The 25,084-nt window shown below is 43.8% G+C and carries 17 protein-coding genes and 1 pseudogene; 11 read left to right on the top strand and 7 right to left on the bottom strand.

Annotation, left to right across the window (positions count from 1 at the left end):
- The first annotated feature begins 74 nt into the window (after positions 1-74).
- Together H8S63_RS13340 and H8S63_RS13335 are read left to right on the top strand one after the other, a co-directional pair.
- Positions 75-1,019: a tRNA-dihydrouridine synthase family protein gene (locus H8S63_RS13340; protein ID WP_186927103.1), complete on the top strand. Its 945-nt coding sequence runs from the start codon at positions 75-77 to the stop codon at positions 1,017-1,019.
- A gap of 54 nt (positions 1,020-1,073) precedes the next feature.
- Positions 1,074-2,330: a DcaP family trimeric outer membrane transporter gene (locus H8S63_RS13335; protein WP_186927067.1), complete on the top strand. Its 1,257-nt coding sequence runs from the start codon at positions 1,074-1,076 to the stop codon at positions 2,328-2,330.
- 305 nt (positions 2,331-2,635) lie between these two features.
- On the opposite strand, the gene H8S63_RS13330 is transcribed toward H8S63_RS13335, so the two are convergent.
- The 3 genes from H8S63_RS13330 to H8S63_RS13320 form a co-directional block, all read right to left on the bottom strand.
- Positions 2,636-5,713, bottom strand: coding sequence for a chondroitinase family polysaccharide lyase (locus H8S63_RS13330; RefSeq protein WP_186927066.1), 3,078 nt, complete (start codon positions 5,711-5,713; stop codon positions 2,636-2,638).
- A gap of 46 nt (positions 5,714-5,759) precedes the next feature.
- The gene (locus H8S63_RS13325) at positions 5,760-6,452 is read right to left on the bottom strand and encodes a DUF6250 domain-containing protein (RefSeq protein WP_186927102.1); all 693 of its coding nucleotides are present in this window, start codon (positions 6,450-6,452) and stop codon (positions 5,760-5,762) included.
- A gap of 116 nt (positions 6,453-6,568) precedes the next feature.
- The gene (locus H8S63_RS13320) at positions 6,569-7,888 is read right to left on the bottom strand and encodes a DUF4842 domain-containing protein (RefSeq protein WP_255467661.1); all 1,320 of its coding nucleotides are present in this window, start codon (positions 7,886-7,888) and stop codon (positions 6,569-6,571) included.
- Positions 7,889-8,211: 323 nt separating this feature from the next.
- Between H8S63_RS13320 and H8S63_RS13315 the strand changes: the two genes are divergently transcribed.
- From H8S63_RS13315 to H8S63_RS13295, 5 genes are read left to right on the top strand one after another with little or no spacing between them, the layout of a single operon-like run.
- Complete coding sequence (locus H8S63_RS13315; protein ID WP_186927065.1) at positions 8,212-9,384, top strand: HEAT repeat domain-containing protein; 1,173 nt, start codon at positions 8,212-8,214, stop codon at positions 9,382-9,384.
- A gap of 7 nt (positions 9,385-9,391) precedes the next feature.
- Entirely contained in the window at positions 9,392-10,864 is a 1,473-nt protein-coding gene (locus H8S63_RS13310) for a glycosyltransferase (protein ID WP_186927064.1), read from the top strand.
- 23 nt (positions 10,865-10,887) lie between these two features.
- Entirely contained in the window at positions 10,888-13,854 is a 2,967-nt protein-coding gene (locus H8S63_RS13305; protein WP_186927063.1) for a hypothetical protein, read from the top strand.
- On the top strand, positions 13,829-15,982 hold the full coding sequence (locus tag H8S63_RS13300; protein ID WP_186927062.1) for a DUF4838 domain-containing protein: 2,154 nt from the start codon (positions 13,829-13,831) through the stop codon (positions 15,980-15,982). Before H8S63_RS13305 ends, H8S63_RS13300 begins: the two co-directional genes overlap by 26 nt.
- Positions 15,983-16,021: 39 nt before the next feature.
- Positions 16,022-16,537 carry a DUF1573 domain-containing protein gene (locus H8S63_RS13295; RefSeq protein WP_186927061.1) on the top strand — a complete coding sequence of 172 codons (516 nt, stop codon included), beginning with the start codon at positions 16,022-16,024 and terminating at the stop codon, positions 16,535-16,537.
- Positions 16,538-16,560: 23 nt separating this feature from the next.
- Here the strand turns inward: H8S63_RS13295 and H8S63_RS13290 are convergent, their stop codons facing one another.
- Both H8S63_RS13290 and H8S63_RS13285 read right to left on the bottom strand, forming a co-directional pair.
- Positions 16,561-17,085, bottom strand: coding sequence for a hypothetical protein (locus H8S63_RS13290; protein WP_022274974.1), 525 nt, complete (start codon positions 17,083-17,085; stop codon positions 16,561-16,563).
- Between the two features lie 63 nt (positions 17,086-17,148).
- The gene (locus H8S63_RS13285; RefSeq protein ID WP_186927060.1) at positions 17,149-18,432 is read right to left on the bottom strand and encodes a DUF2851 family protein; all 1,284 of its coding nucleotides are present in this window, start codon (positions 18,430-18,432) and stop codon (positions 17,149-17,151) included.
- Between the two features lie 83 nt (positions 18,433-18,515).
- On the opposite strand from H8S63_RS13285, the gene dapB reads away from it, so the two are divergent.
- The 4 genes from dapB to H8S63_RS13265 all read left to right on the top strand — a co-directional run bounded on the left by dapB (position 18,516) and on the right by H8S63_RS13265 (position 22,507).
- Positions 18,516-19,280: a 4-hydroxy-tetrahydrodipicolinate reductase gene (dapB, locus tag H8S63_RS13280; RefSeq protein WP_186927059.1), complete on the top strand. Its 765-nt coding sequence runs from the start codon at positions 18,516-18,518 to the stop codon at positions 19,278-19,280.
- Between the two features lie 35 nt (positions 19,281-19,315).
- Positions 19,316-20,800, top strand: coding sequence for a S26 family signal peptidase (locus tag H8S63_RS13275; RefSeq protein WP_186927058.1), 1,485 nt, complete (start codon positions 19,316-19,318; stop codon positions 20,798-20,800).
- A 42-nt stretch (positions 20,801-20,842) separates the two neighbouring features.
- Positions 20,843-21,784 (top strand): signal peptidase I, encoded by a 942-nt coding sequence (gene lepB, locus H8S63_RS13270; protein ID WP_186927057.1) that lies wholly within the window; start codon positions 20,843-20,845, stop codon positions 21,782-21,784.
- Positions 21,785-21,853: 69 nt separating this feature from the next.
- A complete protein-coding gene (locus H8S63_RS13265) occupies positions 21,854-22,507 on the top strand; it encodes a WbqC family protein (RefSeq protein ID WP_186927056.1) in 654 nt (217 codons plus the stop codon).
- Positions 22,508-22,535: 28 nt separating this feature from the next.
- Here H8S63_RS13265 and H8S63_RS20160 read toward each other — a convergent pair.
- Positions 22,536-22,721: pseudogene (locus H8S63_RS20160) on the bottom strand (hypothetical protein); the annotation flags it as partial.
- A 104-nt stretch (positions 22,722-22,825) separates the two neighbouring features.
- Positions 22,826-25,078, bottom strand: a complete 2,253-nt coding sequence (locus tag H8S63_RS13260; RefSeq protein ID WP_186927055.1) for a glycoside hydrolase family 3 C-terminal domain-containing protein — start codon at positions 25,076-25,078, stop codon at positions 22,826-22,828.
- Positions 25,079-25,084 lie beyond the last annotated feature (6 nt).

Raw genomic sequence — 25,084 nt, 5'->3', positions numbered from 1 at the left:
AACCAAAATTATTCAATTATGGTACAAAAACATACATATCAAAGATATTCGATATATCTTTGTGCAAAAAGAGCATTATGCAACAGCTACCCATTCATTTCGCCCCACTACAAGGCTATACAGAAGCATTTTACCGCAATGCGCATGCTGCCGTTTTCGGTGGTATAGACACTTATTATACCCCGTTTGTACGAATTGAGAAGGAAAGTTTCAGGAATAAAGATATCAGAGAGATTGATTCCGCAAACAATCATGTGCCACATTTAGTTCCTCAGCTGATTGCTCCGTCCGCAGAAAAAGCGGAGACCATTCTTTCCCTTTTCATTGAAAAAGGATATGGCGAAGCAGACATCAATCTGGGATGTCCTTTCCCTATTTTAGCCAAACGGCATAACGGCTCGGGAATACTTCCTTATCCGGAAGAGGTCAAGACATTATTAGGTATAGTCGTAAAGTACCCGCAAATCCGCTTTTCCGTAAAAATGAGATTAGGCTGGGAAAATCCGGAGGAGTGTCTCGCCATCGCTCCCCTATTAAACGACCTTCCTCTAAGACAGGTAACGATGCATCCCCGCTTGGGCAAACAGCAATATAAAGGAGACGTAGACCTCGAAGGCTTTGCCGCTTTTCAAAGCGTTTGCAAACATCCGCTTATTTATAACGGTGATATAAAAAGACGGGAAGATATCCTGCGCATCCAAGAGCAGTTTCCCATGCTGGCCGGAGTAATGATCGGACGGGGATTACTAGCCAATCCGGCATTGGCACTGGAATACAAAGAGAACCGTACACTATCCGCCGATGAAATGAGGAACAAGCTACACTCCATGCACACATCCGTATACAGCCAATATGCCGCACAATTGGAAGGAGGGGAAGGGCAACTGCTCAATAAAATGAAAACCTTCTGGGAATACCTGGCACCTGGAGCAGACCGGAAATTGCTAAAAGCAATCCATAAAAGCGGCACATTCCAGAAGTACAACCAAGCCGTTCTTAGCTTTTTTGGTCAACGATAAGTTAATTGACGGTTATTTTTTGTAATTTTGCGCCCGTCTATAAACAAACACATGATGAAAAAATACATTCTAATCTTTCTTTGCCAAATGATGGTATCGGGCAGTTTTGCTCAAATAAAGGACTTCAAGTTTAAATTTTACGGACAGATTCGCACCGACCTCTACTACAACAGTCGCGCCAATGAAGAAACCGTAGACGGATTATTTTATATGTATCCGAAAGATAAAGTACGTGACGAAGACGGAAATGACTTGAATGGAACGCCAAGCAGCAACTTCTATACTTTATATTCACGTCTGGGAGTAGACGTGGCCGGTCCTAAACTGGGGACAGCCAAGACTTCCGCCAAAATAGAAGCCGACTTTCGGGGTACCGGTACTTCTTATTCGGTAGTCCGCCTGCGCCATGCTTATCTCAATCTGGATTGGGGAAAATCGGCCTTATTGCTCGGTCAAACTTGGCATCCACTATTTGGAGATGTTTCTCCGCAGATTCTGAATCTTTCTGTCGGAGCACCTTTCCAGCCATTCAGCCGTGCACCACAAATTCGTTACCGCTATACTAATAAGAACTTCCAACTGACAGGAGCTGCCGTATGGCAATCCCAATATACCTCTCAAGGTATCGATTTAGATAACCCCACTAAGAGTAAAAAGAGCCACGAATACTTGAAAAACGGCTGTATTCCGGAAATTTACGTAGGAGCCGATTATAAAAACGGAGGATTCCTGATTGGGGCGGGAATCGAAATGCTATCAATGAAACCACGAAAGGAAGCTATCGGTGGAAATGGGAAGAGATTCAAGGTAGACGAACGAATCACTACTTTATCCTATGAGGCTCACATGAAATATACCAATAAAGATTGGTTTATCGGAGCCAAAAGCGTTTTGGGCTCCAACCTTACACAGGCTTCCGGACTCGGTGGATTCGGTATCGAATCTATCGATGAACGTACAGGAGAACAGAAGTACACTCCAATTCGTGTTTCCAGCTCGTGGTTCAACCTTGTCTATGGAAAGAAGTGGAAACCGGGAATTTTCGTCGGATACGCCAAGAACTTGGGAACAAGCGACGAATTATATGCTCCAAATGGAAAGGCACAACTTTACGGAACAGGTACAAATCTCGACCAATTGGTAACGGCGGGTGCAGAACTGACTTATAATGTTCCTCACTGGAAGTTCGGACTGGAGTATACGTTAAGCACAGCATGGTATGGTTCTCTCAACCCAATGAACGGGAAAATTAAAAATGCGCATGCTGTATGCAATAACCGTATCGTAGCGGTTGCCATGTTCATGTTCTAACCTCTCTCATAAAGTTAAACTCATCCATCTGCTGTCATCCGTCACATAAAAGGGGATAAAACATTGATAATAAACCTGTAAGACTGTGACAGCAGTGTATGATGGCAATGTGACAGAAGGAACTGCTGTCACACGTTGCCAGCTTATTACAGTCAATCTTATGCGGAAGGAGTTATACAGTTTCAGTCGTTAGAAACTTTAGTTTCCATACGCGGAAACTTTGGTTTCATCGGTGAGAAACTTCAGTTTCATGCGCTTGAAACTAAAGTTGCAAGGCAGGAAACCAAAGTTTTCAATGTAGGGAACTACCGCTTCTCCAGCATGACTTCAAGACTTGCGCCATCTTTGCAAGTGAAGCGGAGTACTGTTTGTTTCTTGTCAACGGAGAGTACTTTACAGAACGGAGTTTCCTTTATATTCCACTGTCCTTTCAACGTTACAGTTACCGGAATCTCACCACTCTCGTTATCAATCCACGGGCGGGAATAGATACTGCGCTCTACCCGCTTTCCGTCTTTATCAAAAGCCTCGTCGCTTACACCGCGATACAATGCCAAATCCGGTTGCGATACGGTCAACAACATCTTTTCCGGAGATTCTTTGCGAATCATAACCAGGCACGAAGTATCCGTCCGTTGCAATAATCCGCCGGGAAGCAACGCTTGTGGAGTTTCAAACAGTACATAAGAATAGATATTGTCCGATAAAGACTGTACGATGTGGGCATTACGGTCTTGTTGGAGAACTTTATATGCAGGCTTCTTGGCGAACGCTTGTAAGGTAGCCGTACTTGTCTGCGGAAGAACAGCATACTCATAACTTCCACCTTTAGGGGCTTTTCCATGATCGACAACCAATGATACCCAATCCCCTTTCGTCTCCTTACCGGTATCCTGCATACGGGAATGTTGCGGGAACTTCTTCTCAAAACGAGCCGTAACAGGTACATAATATCCGGTTCCGAGATGATCCATCCATAATTCACCTTCACCTTGATAACCTTTCCAATAATCATGTCCCGCTTTGTCGGTTACCGCCAATTGGAATATAGTGGTTTCAGTAGGATATTCCGCATTGGCGTTTTCAATATCCGATCCTAGACAAACGATTGTTTCACCGATGAAATGGAAAGATTTACGTGCCCGGTGAGTTCCGTTATACTTATCATGTTCATGCAACTTCATACCGAAGTTCCCATTCTCTTTCTGTTGTGACAGTCCGCCGGCAAAAGCTTCATCGGAATAGAGCATCTCTTCCATACCGGAGAACCTGTCCACATTCATAACTTTCGCTTTCAACTGTTCGAGGGGAAGATGAATGGAAGTCACACCCGGAATACGGTTCCAGTCGAAACCTTCCTGTTGCCATCCGCTGGTAGCAGGCGTCACAGTCTGTCCCTGAGCTGCGGTAAGAATCTGCAAACTTCCATGCGCAAAGTAACGGCCATAGAGATTACGTCCCAAATAATGCTCGGCCGCCCAAAGATAGCGGGAATGTCCGCGAGCCACTGCCGACCAGTTACTGCGACGTTGCACAGAGGCACAACCATACCCCAACGCCAGATTTCCCTGCGGATCAGGTTCGGGCCGGAAACCTTTCTCTACGAGCCGCTTTGCAATCTTTTTCTCTTGTGCATTGGATACCTTCGGCATATACTCCGGTTCTTGACCATCGGAAGAAGCACCGGACACCAAGCGCAAATAAGCGGCTGCCATTTCTTCGTCAAATTGCCCCTTTCCATCGGGAGTTCCCGCCATAGCCATCATTGCATAATGCATCGGCACCAATTTCCCCTTTCCATCGGGATGACGCCCGGACAAAGCCAATGGGAAGTTCAGCTTATTGCAGTAAAAACGCATGGCAAGTAGCACATTCCTCACTGTTTCATGCGCCAGCTCAGAGACAGCAAACTCTGTCCGGTTGAGAAGATAAATCATATTAGTCGCCCCATCCAAACCACCGACGGCATAAGCCGGATAAAGGTTGCGATGATGAAAAGCAGCGCCATCCACCTTAAACGAACCGGCCAATCCCGGAGCCGGACGACACCCGTAATCTATCCAACGGGAAAATGACCGCAAGTATTGTAACTTTTCAGGAGTATCTTCCATCATCAGAATGCTTGCTATACGGCCGGTAGTCTGTGTATTGAATGAATCCATATCAATACCGTTACCTTCCGGCTTCGGATATACTTCATTAGTGATGGCATACCAACGCAAGGTACGTTCGGCTTCCTGCAATTTACCAGCCTCACGCAACACATCTTTCATCAGGAAATAAGCCAGATACAGACCACGGACACTATACCCGTAATGATGAATATTTCCCCAACAACTACCGTACGTCACTCCCTGATCGGTAATATGGTCATACATTGCCAGGAATTTCTCCTTCATTTCATTCTGGACTTCCGGATTCGCCGTACTATTATTATAGGCAACAGCAATTCTCTTCATCAAGTCGAAATAAGCACGCATCTCCACACCCATCTTGGTCAGCATATCTTTGTCCCAATTCGGTATAATGCGTTCATAAGCTTCCGAAGCACGTACCATAAAAATAGGTACCCCCGAAACCTTGCCATTCTTATAGGTAATCTGATAGAAATCATATTTCTTGCGGATAGTCTGTATCTCTTTATCCGATACTTTACCTTTTGTATAGTTCATGTCACGGAAACGCTTCTCCAGCAATTTCATCTCTTTCTTTTGCGCCTCGCTCACCGGAGTCAGTTCGATATCCGGCTGCAACAATGAATGTTTATAGACAACCAACCAATGATTATTAGTTCCGGCATTGACAAAAGGAACTTGTAAGTCGGCTGTTTGCTGACGGGCATCCACCTTCGTCGCAGTGATCAAATGATCGATGAAAAGGCTTCCTTTTTCATTCGGAGCAACAATACGAAGCTCATTCATCCCTTCTTCCGGAGTACCCTGCATATCCCGTTCGTAGCAAACCCATGCAGCACGCCAACCGCTGAAATTGATTCCGAAAGGAAACGAAGTACATTTCTTGCCATCTTTCAAAAACTCAAACTCAATTGTTGCGTCCTGAGGCTCCTCATTGTACACCCATATTATAAAAGCAGAAAGATATAAATCTTTACCCGTCGGATCTTTCTTTTCAAACTTTAAATCCTTCTTCAATTCCAATACCCCTCCAGGCTCAAAGACCCATTTCAGCGAATGTTTTCCGTCTTTATAATGTGTATCGGAAATAGAGAGTTGCGAATTGACACCTGTTATGTAATCCGGAATCTTCGATTCCTCAAAAGAGAACATCCGCTCGTCGGTCACGACTTGCGCATGAAGAAATGCCGAATACAAAAATGAGAATAGGGTAATCACCCGTAGTCTGGTAAAGAGTTGTTTCATCATGGGTATTTATATCTTATTTAGGTTTCTATATGCGGTATAAACAGTCTCAAAAAGAAGTCACTTTAAAGCCGGTAAACAACACGTGGTTTTGCAAAAGGCGCAGGCCGAAATGTCCGTCTCCTTCGTTTCCGGTGAGGGTATAGCGGAATAATTCTTCACCATTCACCGCGTAAGTAGTCATTCCTTTTTCTACCCGAATCCGGATTTCATACCATTTATTGGGTACAAGCAAATGCGGCGTATCAGTATACTCCTTCAATAACGGTTTGACTTTATCATCTGCAATACCATAATATTCTCCTCTGTAACGTCGAAAACGGGTGGTAGAATTATCATTTCCCCCGTATCCAACGTAAAAAAGGTTCAATGTATTATAGTTCTTAAAGACACCGTTGCGCCACTGGCTGCGAGCAAAAAGATCGTCGGGATGTTTAGGATCATTGGCAGCCCAAAAGCAATTCAAATCACTCAGACGATCGTGCCTTCCCCCTTTCATCACCATACAGATATGGTAACTGATTTCATAATCACCCGTCAGACGCTGTGAGGACCATAGAGTCAACCCACCCGGTACAATCAGTTCCAATGTATCGGCATGTTCTATTATCTGTAAAGCACGGGATTCATCTTCTATTTTCCACTGTTTTACAAAAGAGCTAGTATGTTGCGCAAAAAGCACCACACTATCCAAAAGAAGAAAAGTAATCAGACTGTAGCTAATAAAAAATTGCTTCATTATTTATGGTATTAGTTTAAAGATCATTCTTTCGGATACAAAGAAACCCCTCTTTTCGAAAAAAGAGGGGTTCAAATTGTACAAAATACCTCAAATAACGTATTGGGTATGCATTTGTATTACCAAGCTTCTACTACTTTTCCATATAATGGTGCCAAATACCAATCTTTATTCTGAGCTCCATTACTTTGTACCCATTCAGTAAACTGAGGATAAGCTTCGGCAAAAGGCACTCTTTCGTATGTATGCTTCACACCCACAGGTACTTTTACCCCCCAAACGAAGCCGTTCTTATTACAATATGGAATACCATTTATCATTTCAACATCAGCTTTTGCTGCATCAACATCATAATTTGTATAGAAACGGGTTGGCTCATATCCTTTCATGTGAATCTCTTTATTATCATTCGTCACAATAAAGAAATTTTGTTTCTTTGTATCCAAAATCAAATTTCTATAAGCTTCCAGTTGATTTTTCCCTTCATTATCAGTGATTTCAGAACGATTCTTACCGGCAAACTTAATTTCAGCACGTAACATCGGTTTTCCTATGACAATATAACCTTCTGTTGTTTGAAAGAAATTCTGTTTATCACCAAGTGCGGACAATCCATCCAACATAATCACCGGATTACCTGTCTTTGCATCGACAGTCAGTTTATAAGTATTCATATTTACCTCTACAAAATCACCCCCAGTTTCTTCTCTGACCATTTCTTCTTCCATACCTTGTCCGCCTTTCCAAAGAATACGAGAAGTAATCTCATTAATATACTTCTTATCAAGTCCAATCAACTCCACACCCAACTTTGTCGGATAATATCCTCCTTTGGCACGAAGATCCAAAGTAAGCAAAAGCCCTTCTTTATAGCCATGTGCAGGTAACAAGTTTTCTACTTGGCATTCGGTAACCTTTAGGTCATACTCGATGACAACATCATTCAAATCGTTGTCAGGACCATTAGATTGCTTCGGCCAGTTGTCTTCAAACATAGCAACTCCTGTGTTATGATAAAAACGAAAATCTGCATCCTCTTCACTTGTTGGCGCTACTGCATCCTCCAAATTAATAGAGCCATCTGCCCGAGTAACCGCTTTCAAATTAATTGTCCGTACTTGGGAACCTGACATAGCAGTATATTTAGCATATACAGCCTGAGAATGCATCGGAATATTCAAATCCACAGTTGTTTCACCTTCTACAAGAGCATTCTCCAACAAAGGAATTTTACATTCCGCATCAGAATATAAAGAAACAAGTGTCTTGTTAGCCGATGTTATAGATACCGAGACTGTACGGCTTGTCGCCCAGTCAAATCCCGTAGAGATCTTGTCCGTAGGACTATCTCCCGTTGTTGCTTCATTGTCACTGTTTGTACAGGCAACAATGGTAAATGTTCCCATAAGGACATACATCAAACTTCTAATTTTCATCATAATTCTCAAATTTAATAACTGTTCATCTTCCTTTTCTCAATTGAAACCACGCTTTATGCCATCCATATGCGAGCCTTTTCTGTTAACTAATCACAAAAATATTTAACACAAAATCATATAACAGCCTTCCTTGTCTTTAATTTCTTCCCTTTCCATCGAAAATAACAAGTAGCTATAAAACTTACCGCAAAAGCCTTGTTCATCGGTGATGGATAATATATACAAGTTATTTCTTATATTTGCATAAGACAAGACATTCCATACAACAAATGTAAGGATTCCGTTTTGAATATACAAGTTTTTGGCTAAATATATCAAAAGAAATGGAGCAAGTATTATATGGCATAGATTACATAGAATATTATTTCTACTGGATATATTACAAGTTTATTGGCTATCCTTTAATAATAAGAATATGTTCGATTGCTGTAATGTTCTGCATCATTGCGTACCTATTTCTTTTATTACATATCATATATGGTATATTCAACAGAAAGAAAGAAAAACGTAGATACCAAAAGGTTTACGACAAATACTATGAAGATATGCTATCTATCTCTTTAGATTCCAGCACAATAAGTGAGGGAGAGATAGCTGACAGACTGAAGTATGATACCAAAAAGCGTCCTAAACCCAATGAGCTTCGCATCATTACTCAACTGCTGACCGAGATAAAGACTGCACATGAGAATGAAATCAATGAAGTGAACTACCATTCGATACAAACTGTATTCCAAATAACCCGTTTCCTCGAACATGAACTTCAATTCGGAGCTAAGAGAGCCAAGATACAAGCCCTGAAAATCATTCAATCCATCAATGGATATGCCTCTGAAGCAGTATTGGTGCGTTTCCTTTATCACCGTAAAATAGAGCTAAGGAATTCGGCACGCTATACATATATGTGGCTAAGTCAGGGAAACCCGTTCCGTTTCTTCGATGAAGACATCAGCATGAAGCTAAGGCAATGGGATATGATGGAATTACATGCTATCCTCGAACACCGCCGGAAAGTAGGCTACAATACGCCTAGTTTCATTAAATGGGTAAATACTTCGGCTGAAGAAAATGTGAAGATATTCTTCATTAATGAAATCAGACTTTATAATGAAACAGAAAGTGCTCCGACTCTCGCCAAGCAAATCAATGCCCGTTCTGTAGAAATACGAAGCGAGGCAATAAAGACGTTAGGCAAACTTAAGTACAAAGAGGTAGAACCGAAGCTAATTGAGATGTACAATGTGCAGCCCGAAGAAGTCAAACGGCAGATTATCACAGCTATTGCAGACTTGAAAACTGATAAGGCTTTAGGATTCCTGTACAATGCTTACGATGACGCTGACAATTGGGGAACAAAGCGAGTGATTCTGAAAGCCCTTTACGATTACAGTGCTATGGGCAGGAAAACATTCGAACAATTGGAGAGAAAAGCCGATTCTCATACAGCGATCTTATTCGCTCATACAAAACACCCGCTTATTAACCAGTTAATATAAAAAGAATATGAAAGATATACTATTTACCTTCTTCAATTATTTCGTATTCTTTTATACGAGTATGCTGGCGATATCTTTTATCGTATTCGCTTTCCTCTCTTTCATTTCTTTGAAACGGAGAAAAGACTACTATGTGGAAAGTTATGTACGGAAAATTATCAAAGAATCTCCCTATACACCGGGTGTTTCGGTCATTGCCCCTGCCTACAACGAAGAAAAGACTATTATCGATAATGTTAACTCGATGCTTGCCCTCGAATATCCAGTTTTCGAAGTTATTATCGTGAATGACGGTAGCACGGACAAGACTTTGGAGAAAATTACCGAATATTATGAACTGATAGAAGTACCATACGCATACATCGAACGAATCAAGACCAAACCGTTCAAAAGGCTTCTGAAGTCTACAAATCCGAAATACAGCCGCCTCATCGTTGTCGATAAAGAGAACGGAGGAACGAAAGCGGACGCTTCCAACGCAGGTATCAACGCCTCTTCCTATCCTTATTTTATCTGTACAGATGTGGACTGTATTCTGGAGAAGTATGCATTGTATCGTTGTATTTCACCGATCATATCTTCTGACAAACAAGTGATTGCCGTGAGCGGAACTATGCTGATGGCTAACGGTTGCGTAGTGAAGGACGGGCAGATTGTTGATGTCAAGACTCCGCGTACCCCTATTCCGCTTTTCCAGAATTTGGAATATATGCGTTCCTATCTGATAGGTAAGATGGGATGGTCGGCCATCAACGGGATGCCGAATGTATCCGGTGGATTCGGGCTTTTTGACCGTTCCGTAGCTATTGCGGCCGGAGGTTATGACGGCACTTCCTTTGCGGAAGACATGGACATGATTACCCGCATGGTAGGATATATGTGCGACTTCTCCCGGCCTTACAAGATAGTGCAGATACCGGACACCTGCTGTTGGACGGAAGGACCTCCCAACCTGGCAATGCTTTACCGCCAACGTACCCGTTGGGCACGGGGATTATTCCAAACATTGAGCGTCCATCACAAGATGATTTTCAAGAAAACCTATAAACAGATGGGGCTGTTAACCCTACCTTATATGTTTATCTTTGAATTCTTGGCACCCATCATTGAGGTTACAGGATTCAGCGTTTTCATTTACCTGGCTTTCACAGGGGCTGTCAACTGGAATACGGCATGGATGATTTACCTGACCATTTACGTATTCTGCCAATTCCTGTCCATCGTGGTTATCACTTACGATTACTACGTCGGAATGCTTTATAAAAGAGGATACGAATATTTATGGATTATCATTGCCTCCATATTGGAACCGATTTTCTATCATCCCATCATTACATTCTGTTCCCTAAGGGGATACCTCAGTTATTTGACCAAGAGAGACTTCAAGTGGAAGAAGATGGAACGGACAGGATTCAAACAGAAGAAAGGAAATGCCAATGAGGAAGATACCAAAGTCAATCCTGAACCCGCAACAATATAAGAATGTATAAATAACAAGATAAGATGAACAGAGTATTTCTCCATAAGATCACCATATTAGCTTGTTTGCTCCTGCTGATAACCTCTTCCATCGGAAGCGACAAAGGTTTCCAGACGCCGGAGCAATATGCCCAGATCATACAGGAGCATTTTGCCAATGAAGAGTGGGAAGCGGGGAAAGCACTGTTGGATGAAGGACTTCAGAAATACCCGAAAGTCTCCGATCTTCAATGGCTCATGGGTAAATACTGGTTCCATGAGAAAGACTACGATCAGTCTCGTTATCATCTTGTCAAAGCGGTGGAGGATAATTATAATAATGTCAATGCCAAACATTTACTGGTGGATGTCGAAGACATCACAGAAAATTACTCCAGTGCGATTTGCTATGTAAATGAGTTGCTGGAAGTAAATCCGTATTGGCGTGGATTGTGGCGCAGAAAGATTGAGTTGTACCGCAAACAGAACAACGATGTGGAAGCCGACCGTTTGCTGAGACGTATCAATCAGATTTATCCGAACGATACCATTTTACGGAAGGATTATGTATATAGTCTGGAAATGGGATATCGCCAGATGAAAAAAGGCGGTAACCGGAAGGAAGCAATCGAAAGACTGACCGAGCTCATCAAGATATCTCCCGATAATGAAGAGTTTTATCTGGACATTATCAATCTGCACTTGCAGGAGGGTAACCGGGAAGCCGCTTTAGGCTGGTCGTCCAATGGATTGGCGGCTATTCCCGGAAGTTCCGCACTTATCATCAAAAGAGCCGGAATTCTCGGTGAATTGGCACGTTTTCCGGAAGCATTGGTATTTGTACAGGAACAGATGAGAAGAAATAACAGTCCGGCAATACGGCGTATGTATAACAATCTGTTGCTGGAAGCCGCCCGCTCCGAAAAGCAACGGGATCCTTATGTACTCTACGGAATGGCTTATGAAGGCGGAAACAAGGATAAGGAAGCATTGGATTATCTGCTGAATACCTCCGTGACAAGAGGATACACCGATGACGCGCTCTTCTATATCAGAGAGGCGAAGAAACAATACGGTAACACAGACAAGGGAATCTTGTATAAGGAATATATGCTTTATCGTCAAATGAATGAGGACGATCTCGCTTACTCGGCTTTAAAGAAGCTGTATGATATGTATCCCGATGATTACGATATTGCTTTGGCCATGTCTTCCCTTCACATGAAAAAAGCCGAAAGACTTATGGAACTCGGCCTGTATTCGGAGGCATTGCCTCATGTATTATTCGTTTCACAAAGGCATATAGACAACGAAGTAAACGGTGCCGCATGGGAAAAAGCACTGAGTTGCTATATCAATATGAAGCGTTACAACGAAGCGCTCGCCACATTGGATACCATCACACTTCATTTCCCCGATTACGAAAACGGCACGTTGAAAAGGGCATTTATCCTCGATAAAATGGATAAAACAGAAGAAGCTTTGCAACTTTATCTGTCTGCCATCGAACAGAGTGATGAGGATATGCGCATTTTCTACGTGATAGGATACGAGGAACTGGCAATTCCTTACATCAAGAAATGTATGGAAGCGGGGGCTACGCAGAAAGCATACGATGAAGCCGTCAAACTCGTCAGCCTGAATCCATCGAGTGATTTAGGACTACGCTATGCCATCAACTCGTCTGGATTATTGGGAAAATACGATGAATTCGAGAAATATACGGCACAAGGTATCAATTTCTATCCGGAAGAGCCATTCTATCAAGCCAAAAGGGCTACCGTATTGGACCGTGACAAAAAATACGAAGCTTCGCTGGAATTCTTGAAGCCGATACTCAATAAATATCCGAGTAATAAGGAGATTATAGGCGCTTTCTCGCAAAGCAGTGAATACCGCGCTTTGCAACTGACAAAAGCGAAAGAACCTGAGCAAGCCCTTGCGGTGCTTGACACAGCGTTACTTTTCGACAGTCAGAACAAATCTTTGAAATACACAAAGGGAGTGGTGTATGAGGCTAACAGACAAGCTGATTCCGCATACTATTATCAGAAGTTCTACGAGCCTTCAATCATGGAATATCGCTCTTTCCAACGGCATTTATCGGGCTTACGAAGCATGACGCTTAAAAATGAGATAGCCCTGACTTATCTGCGTGCCCGCTATGGTGAAGAGGATATTATCACCTCTGTCGCCACCGCCGAATATACCCGTAAAAACCGGAAAAATACTTATACCGGACGTATCAACTATGCTGGAAGAAGCGGATCGGCAAGCGATAATATGGAGGCGGAGGAACAGACGCCGGGCGGAGTCGGCATTCAGGTACAAAGCGAATGGACGCATCACTTCTCACCGAAATGGAGCACTACGATCAATGCCGCTTTTGCCACCAAATACTTCCCGGACATTACTGCCGATGTAGCATTGCGCCATTATCTCAAGAATGATTGGGAAATAGCGGGACATGTCGGCTACAGACGGGTAACTGCCTACAACAAGCATTATGAGTGGAATAACGAATTCTTTGCCGGCAGTAACGGAGAAAACGGATACATATTCACCGGATGGGATGAGTCGAAAACAAACCTGCTCACCGTTGGCGGAGAGGTAGCCAAGACCATCGAAGAGGTCCGGCTTAATGCCAAACTCGACCTTCATTTCTTTAACTCCAAATTCTATTACAATGCGCAGGTCGGTGCGAAATATTTCCCTGCCAGCGATGGAAAGACAAATATCAATGCCATGGCAAGTATCGGTTCGGCACCGGAAACGGCCGTATTAGACTATGCGTTGCCCGGTTCCTTCTCACATACCAACACAATGGTAGGTTTGGGAGGCCAATATATGGTCAGTCCCAACATTACCATCGGCCTGATGGGGACTTGGAATACCTATTATAACCAGACGAATACAGTGCGGGGAACGGATCCGATCCATCGAATAGAAACGGTATCGACACGCTATAAAAACCTATATAATATCTATGCACAGATCTATATTTCATTCTGATAAGCTATGCCCCCTACTGGCAGGAATGATATGCGTTTGCTGCCTTTTATCCGGCTGCCATATGCAGGCGCGCACCGAGATATTTGCCTCCAAGGAAGGCTACCTCATCACAATCGGCGAAGACCCGACGGACAAAGATACCCGATGGGCCAAATACCTGTACGAGCACCTCAAAAAGCGTGCAAATGACGATGAAATGGTCGCTTTCGGGGTATCAGAGAAGGAAATGTGGCGTGTTATCATACGCATAGATCCGACCTTGCAGGAAGGGTTCAGGATCGCCATCAAAGGATCGGAAATAGAACTCACAGCAGCCGATGACAGACAAATGTTGTGGCTGCAATACCAATTGATAAAAAAGATAAGCAAGGAAGACCCGCGTATCGACGGTTCCGACCTTCCTCCCGCCATCATCAATCTGACAGATACTTGCGGTACGTTTGCTTTTGATTATCAAAGTATCTATTCCCCTTCCGGTCTGAATCCCGATTATACGGGAGTAATGGGACTCAATAACTTTGACGACAGTTGGGGTATATGGGGACACAACCTGAGAAAAGTATTGGGAGACAATGTAGATAAGGTATATGCTACCATCCACGGTAAGACAGACGACTCACAACTTTGTTTCTCTTCCGAAGAGATGTATCGGCAAATTGAGAGCTATATCGTAGATAATATCGGTGAAAAGGGAAGTTCTCGTTTTGTCATTGCTCCGGATGATACTCCGTACGCCTGTACTTGCGCCAGTTGCACAGCGATGGGAAATACGGAGAAGAACGCAACACCTGCCGTCACAGAACTGTTACTCCGGCTGTCGCAACGCTTTCCTAAACATTCCTTTTTTACCATATCCTATCTGAGCACCAAGCAGGTTACGGACAAACAGTTGCCGTCCAATGCAGGTATCATTGTCAGCGCCATAGACTTTCCACTCCGACGGATAGACGGCAAGAATGCACAGGAAAAAAAGTTTATGCAACAGCTGAATCAATGGAAGAAAGTTACGAAGAACATTTATATATGGGATTACATCAACAACTTCGATGACTATCTGACACCTTTCCCCATATTGAAGATAGCCCAGCAGAGACTCCGGTTCTTCAAGCAGAACGGAGCCAGTGGCATTTTTTTCAACGGAAGCGGATACAGCTATTCTTCTTTCGATGCAATGAGGACTTTTGTACTGTCGGCACTTCTCATCAACCCGGAACTTCCCGTTGAGGAACTGGTCAGAGACTATTTCAATCAAGAGTACCTCCTATCAAAGAAATGGCTGTACGACTATTACATTAATTTGGAAAACAGCGTCCAGTCCGGTAAGAAGTTAGGTATCTATGCCGGTATTGCAGAATTGGAGCAGTCATTCCTCAATCCGGAGAAGTTTATCAAATTCTATGATGAAATGGGCGATTATGTTTCCGATGCGAAAGGGAAAGAGCGTAAAAAGCTCCATGAACTCCAGACAGCCTTGTCTTATACACGTCTGGAGATGGGACGCAACCACAGTTATGATCCTTACGGATATGCCCAACGAAACGGAAAACAAATCCAACCGACTCCGCAAGCGCGGAAATGGCTTACCCAACTCAAAGAACATCATGCTTTCACGGGGATGGAGTACTATAATGAATCGGCCGATGAAATCGACTACTATATAAAAGAATGGGAACAGTATATACTTGCTTCCGACATTAAAAAGAACTTATTTCTCGGAATCATGCCTTCTTCAACTCCCCCAACGGACAAAGATGGGTTGAAGAGACTTACAGACAGCACGCACGGTTTACCCGGCAATTATCATTGCGGCTGGACAACTCTTCCGAAAGAAGAATATGAAATCAGTCTGCCTGTAAAAGGTATCAATAAGACAGGAAACATTTATATCAGTTTCTTGAATCTTCCCAGACATCGTTTCTACCCTCCCCGGCAAATCGAAATATCGAAGGACGGAGCAATCTATAAGACAATCAATCTGGAGACGGATGATTCCGTTGAAAAGGGCGAATTAGTAAAAATAATCACTCCGATAGATTTGAACAGGGCAGAACTGGTAAGTATAAAGGTCATGGGAGCTAAAAAGCCAAGAGCCCAGATCGGTATAGATGAAATTGTATTCGTTCCATAAAAAGTAAAAAAAGGTAACCCCTAACATAAAACATCCACTATGAACAAATCGGTACTTTATATCCTCTTATTAACAGTATTTCCCTTTTTCCTCTCAGGGTGTAAGAAGAAAGTACGTCCTACAACTATGGTCATAAAAGACTCGGTAAGGCACTATTATCCTATCAAACAAGGGCAACAACTAGATATCATGTTCACAATCACCAACACCGGTGACGCTCCTCTGGTCATTTCGGATATCCAGCCTTCTTGTGGCTGTATCATTCTGGATAAAAGTTCACATATCATCATTCCGGAAGAGGGTATCAGACAATTCAAGGCAACCTACAACAGTATTAAAAATATAGGCGAGGTTGTTCACCGCATCCGGATTTTCGGGAATATGCTTCCCAACGGGAAAGCGGAATTGACCTTTGATGTCAATGTAGTACCGGACGCCGACTATACACGTGACTATGAGGAACTCTTCCAAGAGTTCAATGCCAAAAACGGTATTGTCAAAGAGATGGTGGACGGAAAAGAGTCCGAACTGGGGTATTATGTAGGGACGCCATAAACAAAGTTCCTACCGGCTATTCGCTAGGGATGTATTTCCTTGAAAGCTGCATTCTCTTCCTTTACCTGTTGTATTGTCTGTTTCAATTCAGCAATAGGCAGGTCGTAGCCGTACCATCCTGTATAACAATCTACTACATACCATTTTCCATCAGGCAAGAGTTGGAATTCGACACGCAAGTCGACTTCCGATTCCTCATAACCGGCTTCAAACACTTTGCGATCAGGCTCGTTCAATGTGAATTTGGAAACATAAATTCCCCCCTCTTCTTGCGCGATACGTTCTTCTTTCATCGTCTCGCTATCCAATAAAGGCCATTTTTCCTTAGTAAAAGGGAATGTCTTCTCTGTTTCACCATCATCCGCCAATAAGGTAATCGGAGTTTTCAACGGGAACTTAATGCGAGTGTACTGGAATGCTGCACTGGAAGTAAACTTATCCAAAAACGGTTTGAAGTCCTCACCGGATTGTGCCACCGCCTTACCGGTGGGAATACCAGCAAACAACACTATCATCAGCAAGCAGTATACAAACTTTTCAGCTCTCATAACACGATATAAATTAAGAGTTTGATTGACACTGCAAAGATAATGACTAGTTTGATATCTTGATTATTTGTGCCGCAAATATTCATAACCAAAACGGCAATACAGGCATTTTCTCCGGTCGCAATACTCTTTCTGCAACTGTATCAACGCCTGACTGTCCGCCGCACTGACCACCGGAAGACCTGCCGCACTCCACGAACGGATAATATGATTGTCTTCCGCTTTCAATTCTTCCAGAAAGCGCCCGGCACGTTCGCACATTCCCTCGTTTGCCTTATGCAGTCCGTAGGTATAAAGAAAAGGCACTACTGTATTGATAATAATCAGGTCTTTTGACCGTTCTCCCATCGTTTTCTTCTTTTGCGAGGAAGTCCGACCGAACAGATAATGACTTTCCCAATAAGAAGAAGTGCCGACCTCAAGAAGTGTCCTCACCTCCGCCAGTGTCCCTGCTTCCAGCAACCGCGAGAACAGCTTACCCCCTCTTTGATAAAGGTAGGCCAACTGAGCCAGACGAACAGTAGGAAAGTTTTCGGGACGAAGCCGGAGAAAACGCCAAAGAGTAGCATTCATCACTTGGGTGAATTCAAACTTCCGCTGCAAGTAACGGAACTCCTTGATAAGACGTAGACTATACTCATCCTCCTGCCCTTTTTTAAGAAACGAATCTTCCAACAATCCTGCCAAGCCGTAAAAGAAAGCCTCTATCTGGAACAAATCATTGCGATGTTTATCTATCGCACGGAAAGGCAACATTCCTGCCCACGTTTCAAAAGCGTCTCCATTCAAGCCGAAACCGAAATTGCGGGCAAGAGTGACGAAGAAGGCATCCTCCCAATTATGATTGCAATGCTTAAGGCGCTCCGTTATCAAGCGGGCTTTTTGTTCCAAACGTTCCGTTTGCAAAGCTGTCAGCCAAGAATGGACGGTAAGTTTGGGAAGAGAGGCGAAGATAGGATAACAAGCCGGATACTGATCGGCTACACAGAGCTCATGATAGTGAGATTGCACATTTTCAGGACAAGTCAATATTAATTGCGGAATTCGCCCGCCGTCCGTGCGGGTTACCTCCATATCCGCCTCACCGACCACATGAAGAATGACCGAATCGTATGCTTTATCCTTATCGTGACCGTGACGGAGCCAATCCGAAGAGTGTGTATGTATTTCTATATTTCCCACCCATAGCGTACCGTCAATCTTTAGTTTCGCATTAAAAAAGTCGGGACCGGCGTTGGGGTTTTGCAGACCGGGGTCAATCACTTCTACCGGTAAGCCGTTGGTGGTTTGCAGTACTTTCAGGGGAAATAATTTATGCTTCCACACGTAGTGGAGAAGATGTTCCATGTTAACAAGACGTTAATGTGCGCTGCAAATGTAATAAAAATCTTATCTTTGCGACTATTATTTTGAATATAAGTCAGAAAACAATGAAAATAGCACTGATCGGTTACGGAAAGATGGGCAAAGAGATAGAAAAGGTTGCCCGTAGTCGCGGACATGAAATCGTCTGCATCATTGACATCAATAATCAGGATGACTTCGAATCGGAAGCATTCAAATCGGCCGATGTAGCCATTGAGTTTACCAATCCGATGGTAGCTTACAGCAATTATATGAAAGCGTTCAAAGCCGGTGTGAAACTGGTATCGGGCAGTACCGGATGGATGACCGAGCACGGCGAAGAAATCAAGAAGCTCTGCACGGAAGGGGGCAAAACACTCTTCTGGTCGTCCAACTTCAGCCTGGGAGTCAGCATCTTCTCCGCTCTCAACAAGTATCTGGCTAAAATCATGAATCAGTTCCCTGCATACGATGTCACCATGAGCGAGACACATCATATCCACAAGCTGGATGCCCCCAGCGGAACAGCTATTACACTGGCGGAAGGTATTCTGGAAAAGATAGACCGTAAGGACAAATGGGTGAAAGGGACTTTCCTTGCGCCGGACGGAGCCATTAGCGGAACCAACGATTGTGCTCCTAACGAACTTCCTATCAGCTCGATTCGTGAGGGTGAAGTTTTCGGACTTCATACCATCCGTTATGAGTCCGATGTAGACACCATTTCTATCACCCACGATGCCAAGAGCCGCGGCGGGTTTGTATTGGGAGCCGTATTGGCAGCCGAATATACTGCCACACACGAAGGTTTTTTGGGTATGAGTGATTTATTCCCGTTCTTAAATGACTAAAATATCAGAAGCTAGTTCTAAACAAATATAACATTATGAGACAAGCCACACGTGCACAATGGATTAAATGCGCCATTGCTATTCTTCTTTATCTTGCCTTCCTTATCTGGGTACGGAGTTGGTGGGGATTGATTGTTGTTCCTTTCATTTTCGATATTTATATCACAAAGAAAGTACCTTGGTCTTTCTGGAAAAAGTCGAAGAATCCGGTTGTCCGCAGCGTGATGAGCTGGATAGACGCCATTGTTTTCGCACTGGTCGCCGTTTACTTCGTCAACATCTACATCTTCCAGAACTACCAGATTCCCTCCTCCTCGTTGGAAAAATCATTGCTGGTAGGCGATTTTCTGTACGTAAGCAAGATGAGCTATGGTCCTCGTGTGCCGAATACACCGCTTTCTATGCCGTTGGCACAACATACACTGCCCGTCTTCAACTCTAAATCATACATAGAATGGCCACAGTGGAAATATAAACGAGTGCCGGGATTCGGCAAAGTGAAGTTGAACGATATTGTCGTATTCAATTTTCCGGCAGGTGACACGGTAGCGGTCAACTACCAACAGACTACAGATTTTTACACGCTGGCTTACGGTGAAGGACAACGTATCTATTCCAAACGGATCGATATGGACAGCTTAACCCGTGCACAGCAGCGTGCCGTATACAACCTGTACTACGCTGCCGGACGGAAACAGATTTTAAATAATCCACGTACTTACGGGGAAGTCCTCTGGCGTCCTGTAGACCGCAGAGAGAATTACGTTAAACGTTGTGTAGGTCTTCCCGGTGATACGCTCCAGATTGTCAACGGACAAGTGATGATTGACGGTAAAGCGATCGAGAACCCCGAAAACCTGCAATTCAACTATTTCGTACAGACTACCGGTCCGTATATCCCGGAAGATATGCTCCGTGAATTGGGTATCAGCAAGGACGACACCATGCTGATAGAAGACTCCGGCTGGGAAAGCGGACTGCAGGAAATGGGACTGGACAGCCGGAATGCACAGGGCAAACTGAATCCGGTATATCATTTCCCGCTAACCAAGAAGATGTATGACACGCTGTCCGGCAACAAGAAACTGATCAGCAAGATTGTGATGGAACCGGAAGATTACGCAGGCCAGATGTATCCGTTGAATCTTTACACGAAATGGGACCGCAACAACTATGGTCCTATCTGGATTCCCGCCAAAGGAGCTACCATCACGCTGACAGAAGATAATCTGCCTATCTATGAGCGTTGTATCGTAGCCTACGAAGGCAATAAGCTGGAAGTGAAACCGGACGGTATCTACATCAACGGTGAAAAGACCAACGAGTATACCTTCAAAATGGATTATTACTGGATGATGGGTGACAACCGTCACAACTCCGCCGACTCCCGTTATTGGGGATTCGTGCCCGAAGACCACGTAGTAGGCAAACCGATCGTCGTATGGCTGTCGCTCGATAAAGACCGCGGATGGCTTGACGGTAAGATCCGTTGGAACCGACTCTTCAAGTGGGTAGGATGATAAGTGTACGGATAGAATAGCGTGATAAGGTGATAAATATTGATGAACATTCGTAAATTCAAATGGATACTAGCATTTGCCGGAGCAGTAGTCGTGGTGCTTCTGCTCCGGGGATTTGCTTTCACGTCCTGCCTTATCCCTTCCACCGGCATGGAGAATTCCATTTTTCAGGGTGAACGTATCCTGGTCAACAAATGGAGTTACGGGTTGCGGGTTCCTTTCATGTCGCTTTTCTCTTATCATCGCTGGTGCGAGAGTCCCGTGCGTCGGCAAGATATCGTAGTATTCAATAACCCTGCCGGAATCCGGCAACCTGTCATCGACTGTCGGGAAATCTATATCAGCCGTTGCCTCGGAGTGCCGGGCGATACGTTATTGGTCGATTCTCTTTTCTCCGTTATTTCTCCGGAGGCACAGTTTAACCCGGATAAGAAAAGACTTTATTCGTACCCCGCTTCAAAAGAAAATCTGATTACGTCACTCATGCATACTCTTTCCATCACCAACGACGGATTGATGGGAAGTAATGACAGCACCCATGTACGCAGTTTCAGCCGTTACGAATATTATCTGTTGGAACAGGTCATGAATGGGAAAGAGAGTTTCGTCCAACCTTTGTCAAACAAAGAAGATGCCGAACCAAATCCGCTGATTGTCCCCGGAAAAGGGAAATTTATCCGGGTCTATCCCTGGAACATAACCCTGCTACGAAATACACTCGTGATGCACGAAGGCAAACTGGCAGAGATAAAAAACGATACCCTCTACGTGGACGGAAAGCCCACGAAACACTGTTATTTCACAAAAGATTATTATTGGATGGGGTCTAACAATACTATCAACTTCTCCGACTCGCGTCTTTTCGGATTTGTCCCTCAAGACCATGTCATCGGAAAAGCCTCCGTCATATGGTTCTCCAAAGAAAAAGATACAGGACTGTTTGACGGATACCGATGGAACCGTTTTTTCAGAACAGTGAAATAATCTCCGGATCATAAAAGAAACTACTCCTGAATAATATCCTTCATTATAAAGTCTCCTAAACGAATTAAAATGAAAGAAATGAAAATAGCTTATTTATCTTCAGCTTATCTCGCTCCCGTCGAATATTACACCAAACTTCTGGCTTATGACAAAGTGTTTGTAGAGCAACACGACCACTATATCAAACAAACCTATCGTAACCGGTGTACCATTGCCGGCCCATCCGGTGAATTAGCTCTTTCCATCCCAACCGTAAAACCCGACACATTGAAGTGTCCAATGAAGGATATCCGCATTTCCGACCACGGCAACTGGAGGCATCTGCACTGGAACGCCATCGAATCAGCCTACAACAGCACTCCTTTCTTTGAATATTACAAGGACGACTTCCGCCCCTTCTATGAAAAGAAATACGAGTTTTTAATCGATTTCAACGAAGAACTCTGCCGAATGGTCTGTGAACTGATTGATATTCACCCCACCATTGAGCGCACTTCCGAATATAAGATGGAGTTTGCTCCCGGAGAATCCGATTTTCGGGAAGCGATCCATCCCAAAAAGAATTTCCGGGAAGTAGATACAGAGTTTGTTCCGCAACCTTACTATCAGGTTTTCGAGTCCAAACTGGGTTTCCTGCCTAATTTGAGTATCATAGACCTGTTGTTCAATATGGGACCGGAAAGTCTGTTGGTACTAAGCGGTAAAAGATATACAAATGGATGAAAGTCTTATCAAAAGAAGTCCTACAAGATTAAAACATAAAGCTAAATCCTTTATTGTGAGAAGCTTTATATTTTTGAATTTCCAAAGACTGTGATTTTTTCAATTGCACCGCCATGAAATCCCCAAAAGGCCGGTTGGTTTCATCATCTTGCGCCTGTTGTAAAGAAAGGATATAATCTGCCCTATCCTCCTTAAGAATCTTAACGGGGAAAATTAGGCAATAAAAAACGCTAAGTCAATTTGTTGCAATCACTTAGCGTTTTCCGAGTACCCAGACTCTCTGTCATCTCCTTAAAAAATCTCTAACCAAACATCTACCTATTTCAACTCAAATGGTACAATACCTTTAATATCCCTGGATGAACTACCGATAATTGCTTCAAACTTGCCCGGTTCGGCCACCCATTCGTGTTTGGCATCATCAAAGAAGCTCAATGCTTTCTTATCAATCGTCAGCGTTACCGCTTTCTCTTCTCCCGGAGCCAGTTTCACTTTCTGGAAACCTTTCAACTCTTTGATCGGACGAGGGAGAGAGGATTTCTTATCGCTGATATAAAGCTGAACAACTTCTTGCCCCTCACGAGTTCCTGTATTCTTCACATTGACCGTGAAAGAGATAGTATCATCTGCTGTCATTGTTTTCTTGTCAGCCGAAGGCTTTCCATAGGCGAAAGTAGTGTAGCTCAATCCGTGTCCGAACGGGAACAACGGTTTGATCTTTTCTTTATCCGCCCAACGATAACCTACAAAGATATCCTCACGATAGATTTCATTAATAGTATCTCCCTTATGTTTAGACTGTGCCAATTCTTCTTTATTGCCCGGATATTCTCCTAATTTATGAGCACCCACATCTTCCAGTTTTGCCGGGAAGGTGAAAGGAAGCTTTCCCGAAGGATTGGCGTCTCCTACTAATACGGAGGCAAGAGCCGTTCCGGCTTCCGAACCTAGAAACCATCCCTGAACAATAGCAGGCACTTCATTCACCCAGGGCATGGCTACCGCATTACCGGAAATATTAACCACAATCAGGTTTTTATTTACCTTTGCAAGTTCACTAATCACTCTATCCTGTGCGTATGGCAAACCTAAAGAAACACGGTCCGAATCTTCACAGTCCTGATGGCTACTCTTATTCAGACCACCGAAAAAGATTACATAATCAGCATCTTTAGCCACCTGCAGAGCCTCAGCAAGGAGTTCATCTTCCGAACGGTCATCTTTCAAGTTCTGTCCGGTCTTCACTCCATTATATTCTCCTGTCGGATCACCGACATACCCACGGGCATATACAACCTCTGCCTGCGATCCCACTCGATTTTTCAATCCATCCAACGGAGAAACCTCATATTTCACTTTCAAAGAAGAACTACCACCGCCTACTGTCATCATCTTAATCGCATTCTCACCGATAACAGCAATCTTCTTCGCTTTGTTCAGATCGATAGGCAACACGTTATTATTATTCTGCAAAAGAACAATTCCCTCCTCGCCAATCTTTCGTCCGGCTTGTCCGTGCTCGGGAGAGCCTAAAGAACCGAACGGTTTATTCGGATCCATTGAGGTGCGGAAAATCAGACGAAGGACATTGCTTACCTTTTCATCCAACTCTTTTGTACCGACTTTCCCTTCCTTTATCAACCGCAGATAAGGGAAAGCCAAATAGTAATTATCGTAAGCGTTTCTCGTTCCGGCAGATAATCCGTTTGTCCACGAACCAAACTCCAGATCCATACCGTTATAGATGGCCTGTTCGGTATGATGCACACCTCCCCAGTCAGACACCACTACTCCGTCGAAACCCCATTCATCCCGAAGAATGTCTTTGAGCAAACGTTTATTGTGGCAACCATGTTGTCCTTGATAAAGGTTATAGGAACCCATTATCGACCAAGTTCCCCCTTTCTGAACAGCAGCTTTAAAGGCCGGCAGATATATCTCATAAAGAGCACGGTCGCTTACTTCAACATTAGTTGTATGCCGGTTGAACTCCTGATTATTCAACGCATAATGTTTCACACAGGCAGCCACTCCGTTTTCCTGTACCCCCTTGATGTAAGGAACTACCATAATGGAAGACAAATAAGGATCTTCGCCCATATATTCAAAATTACGTCCATTCAAAGGGGTACGATAAATATTCACACCGGGGCCTAACAGAATGTCTTTCTTCCGGTAGCGTGCTTCTTCACCGATACTTTTTCCATAAAGGTAGGACATTTCGGGATTCCATGTCGCGGCAAGGCATGTGAGTGCGGGATAAGCAATACAAGAATCGTTTGTCCATCCTGCCTGATTCCATTCATCCCATAATACTTCCGGACGGATACCGTGAGGCCCATCGGTAGCCCATACTTCCGGAATACCGAGACGGGGTACGCCTGCCGAACTAAATTTAGACTGTGCATGAATCATCCTGACCTTTTCTTCAAGAGTCATCCGGTTCAACGCATCTTTCACTCGCTCTTCGATTGGCTTGTTTGTATCCAAATATACCGGTTTCTGCGCACAGACAGGCAATGCGGTCATTATGGACAGGCCAAGCAACATTGCTTTGAATTTCATATTCATATAATT

Origin of the sequence: Bacteroides sp. NSJ-39, assembly GCF_014287315.1 — a bacterium.
Classification (GTDB): domain Bacteria; phylum Bacteroidota; class Bacteroidia; order Bacteroidales; family Bacteroidaceae; genus Bacteroides; species Bacteroides finegoldii.
The sequence above is the reverse complement of the archived record's forward strand: the minus strand, read 5'-3'. Positions and strand labels throughout refer to the sequence as shown.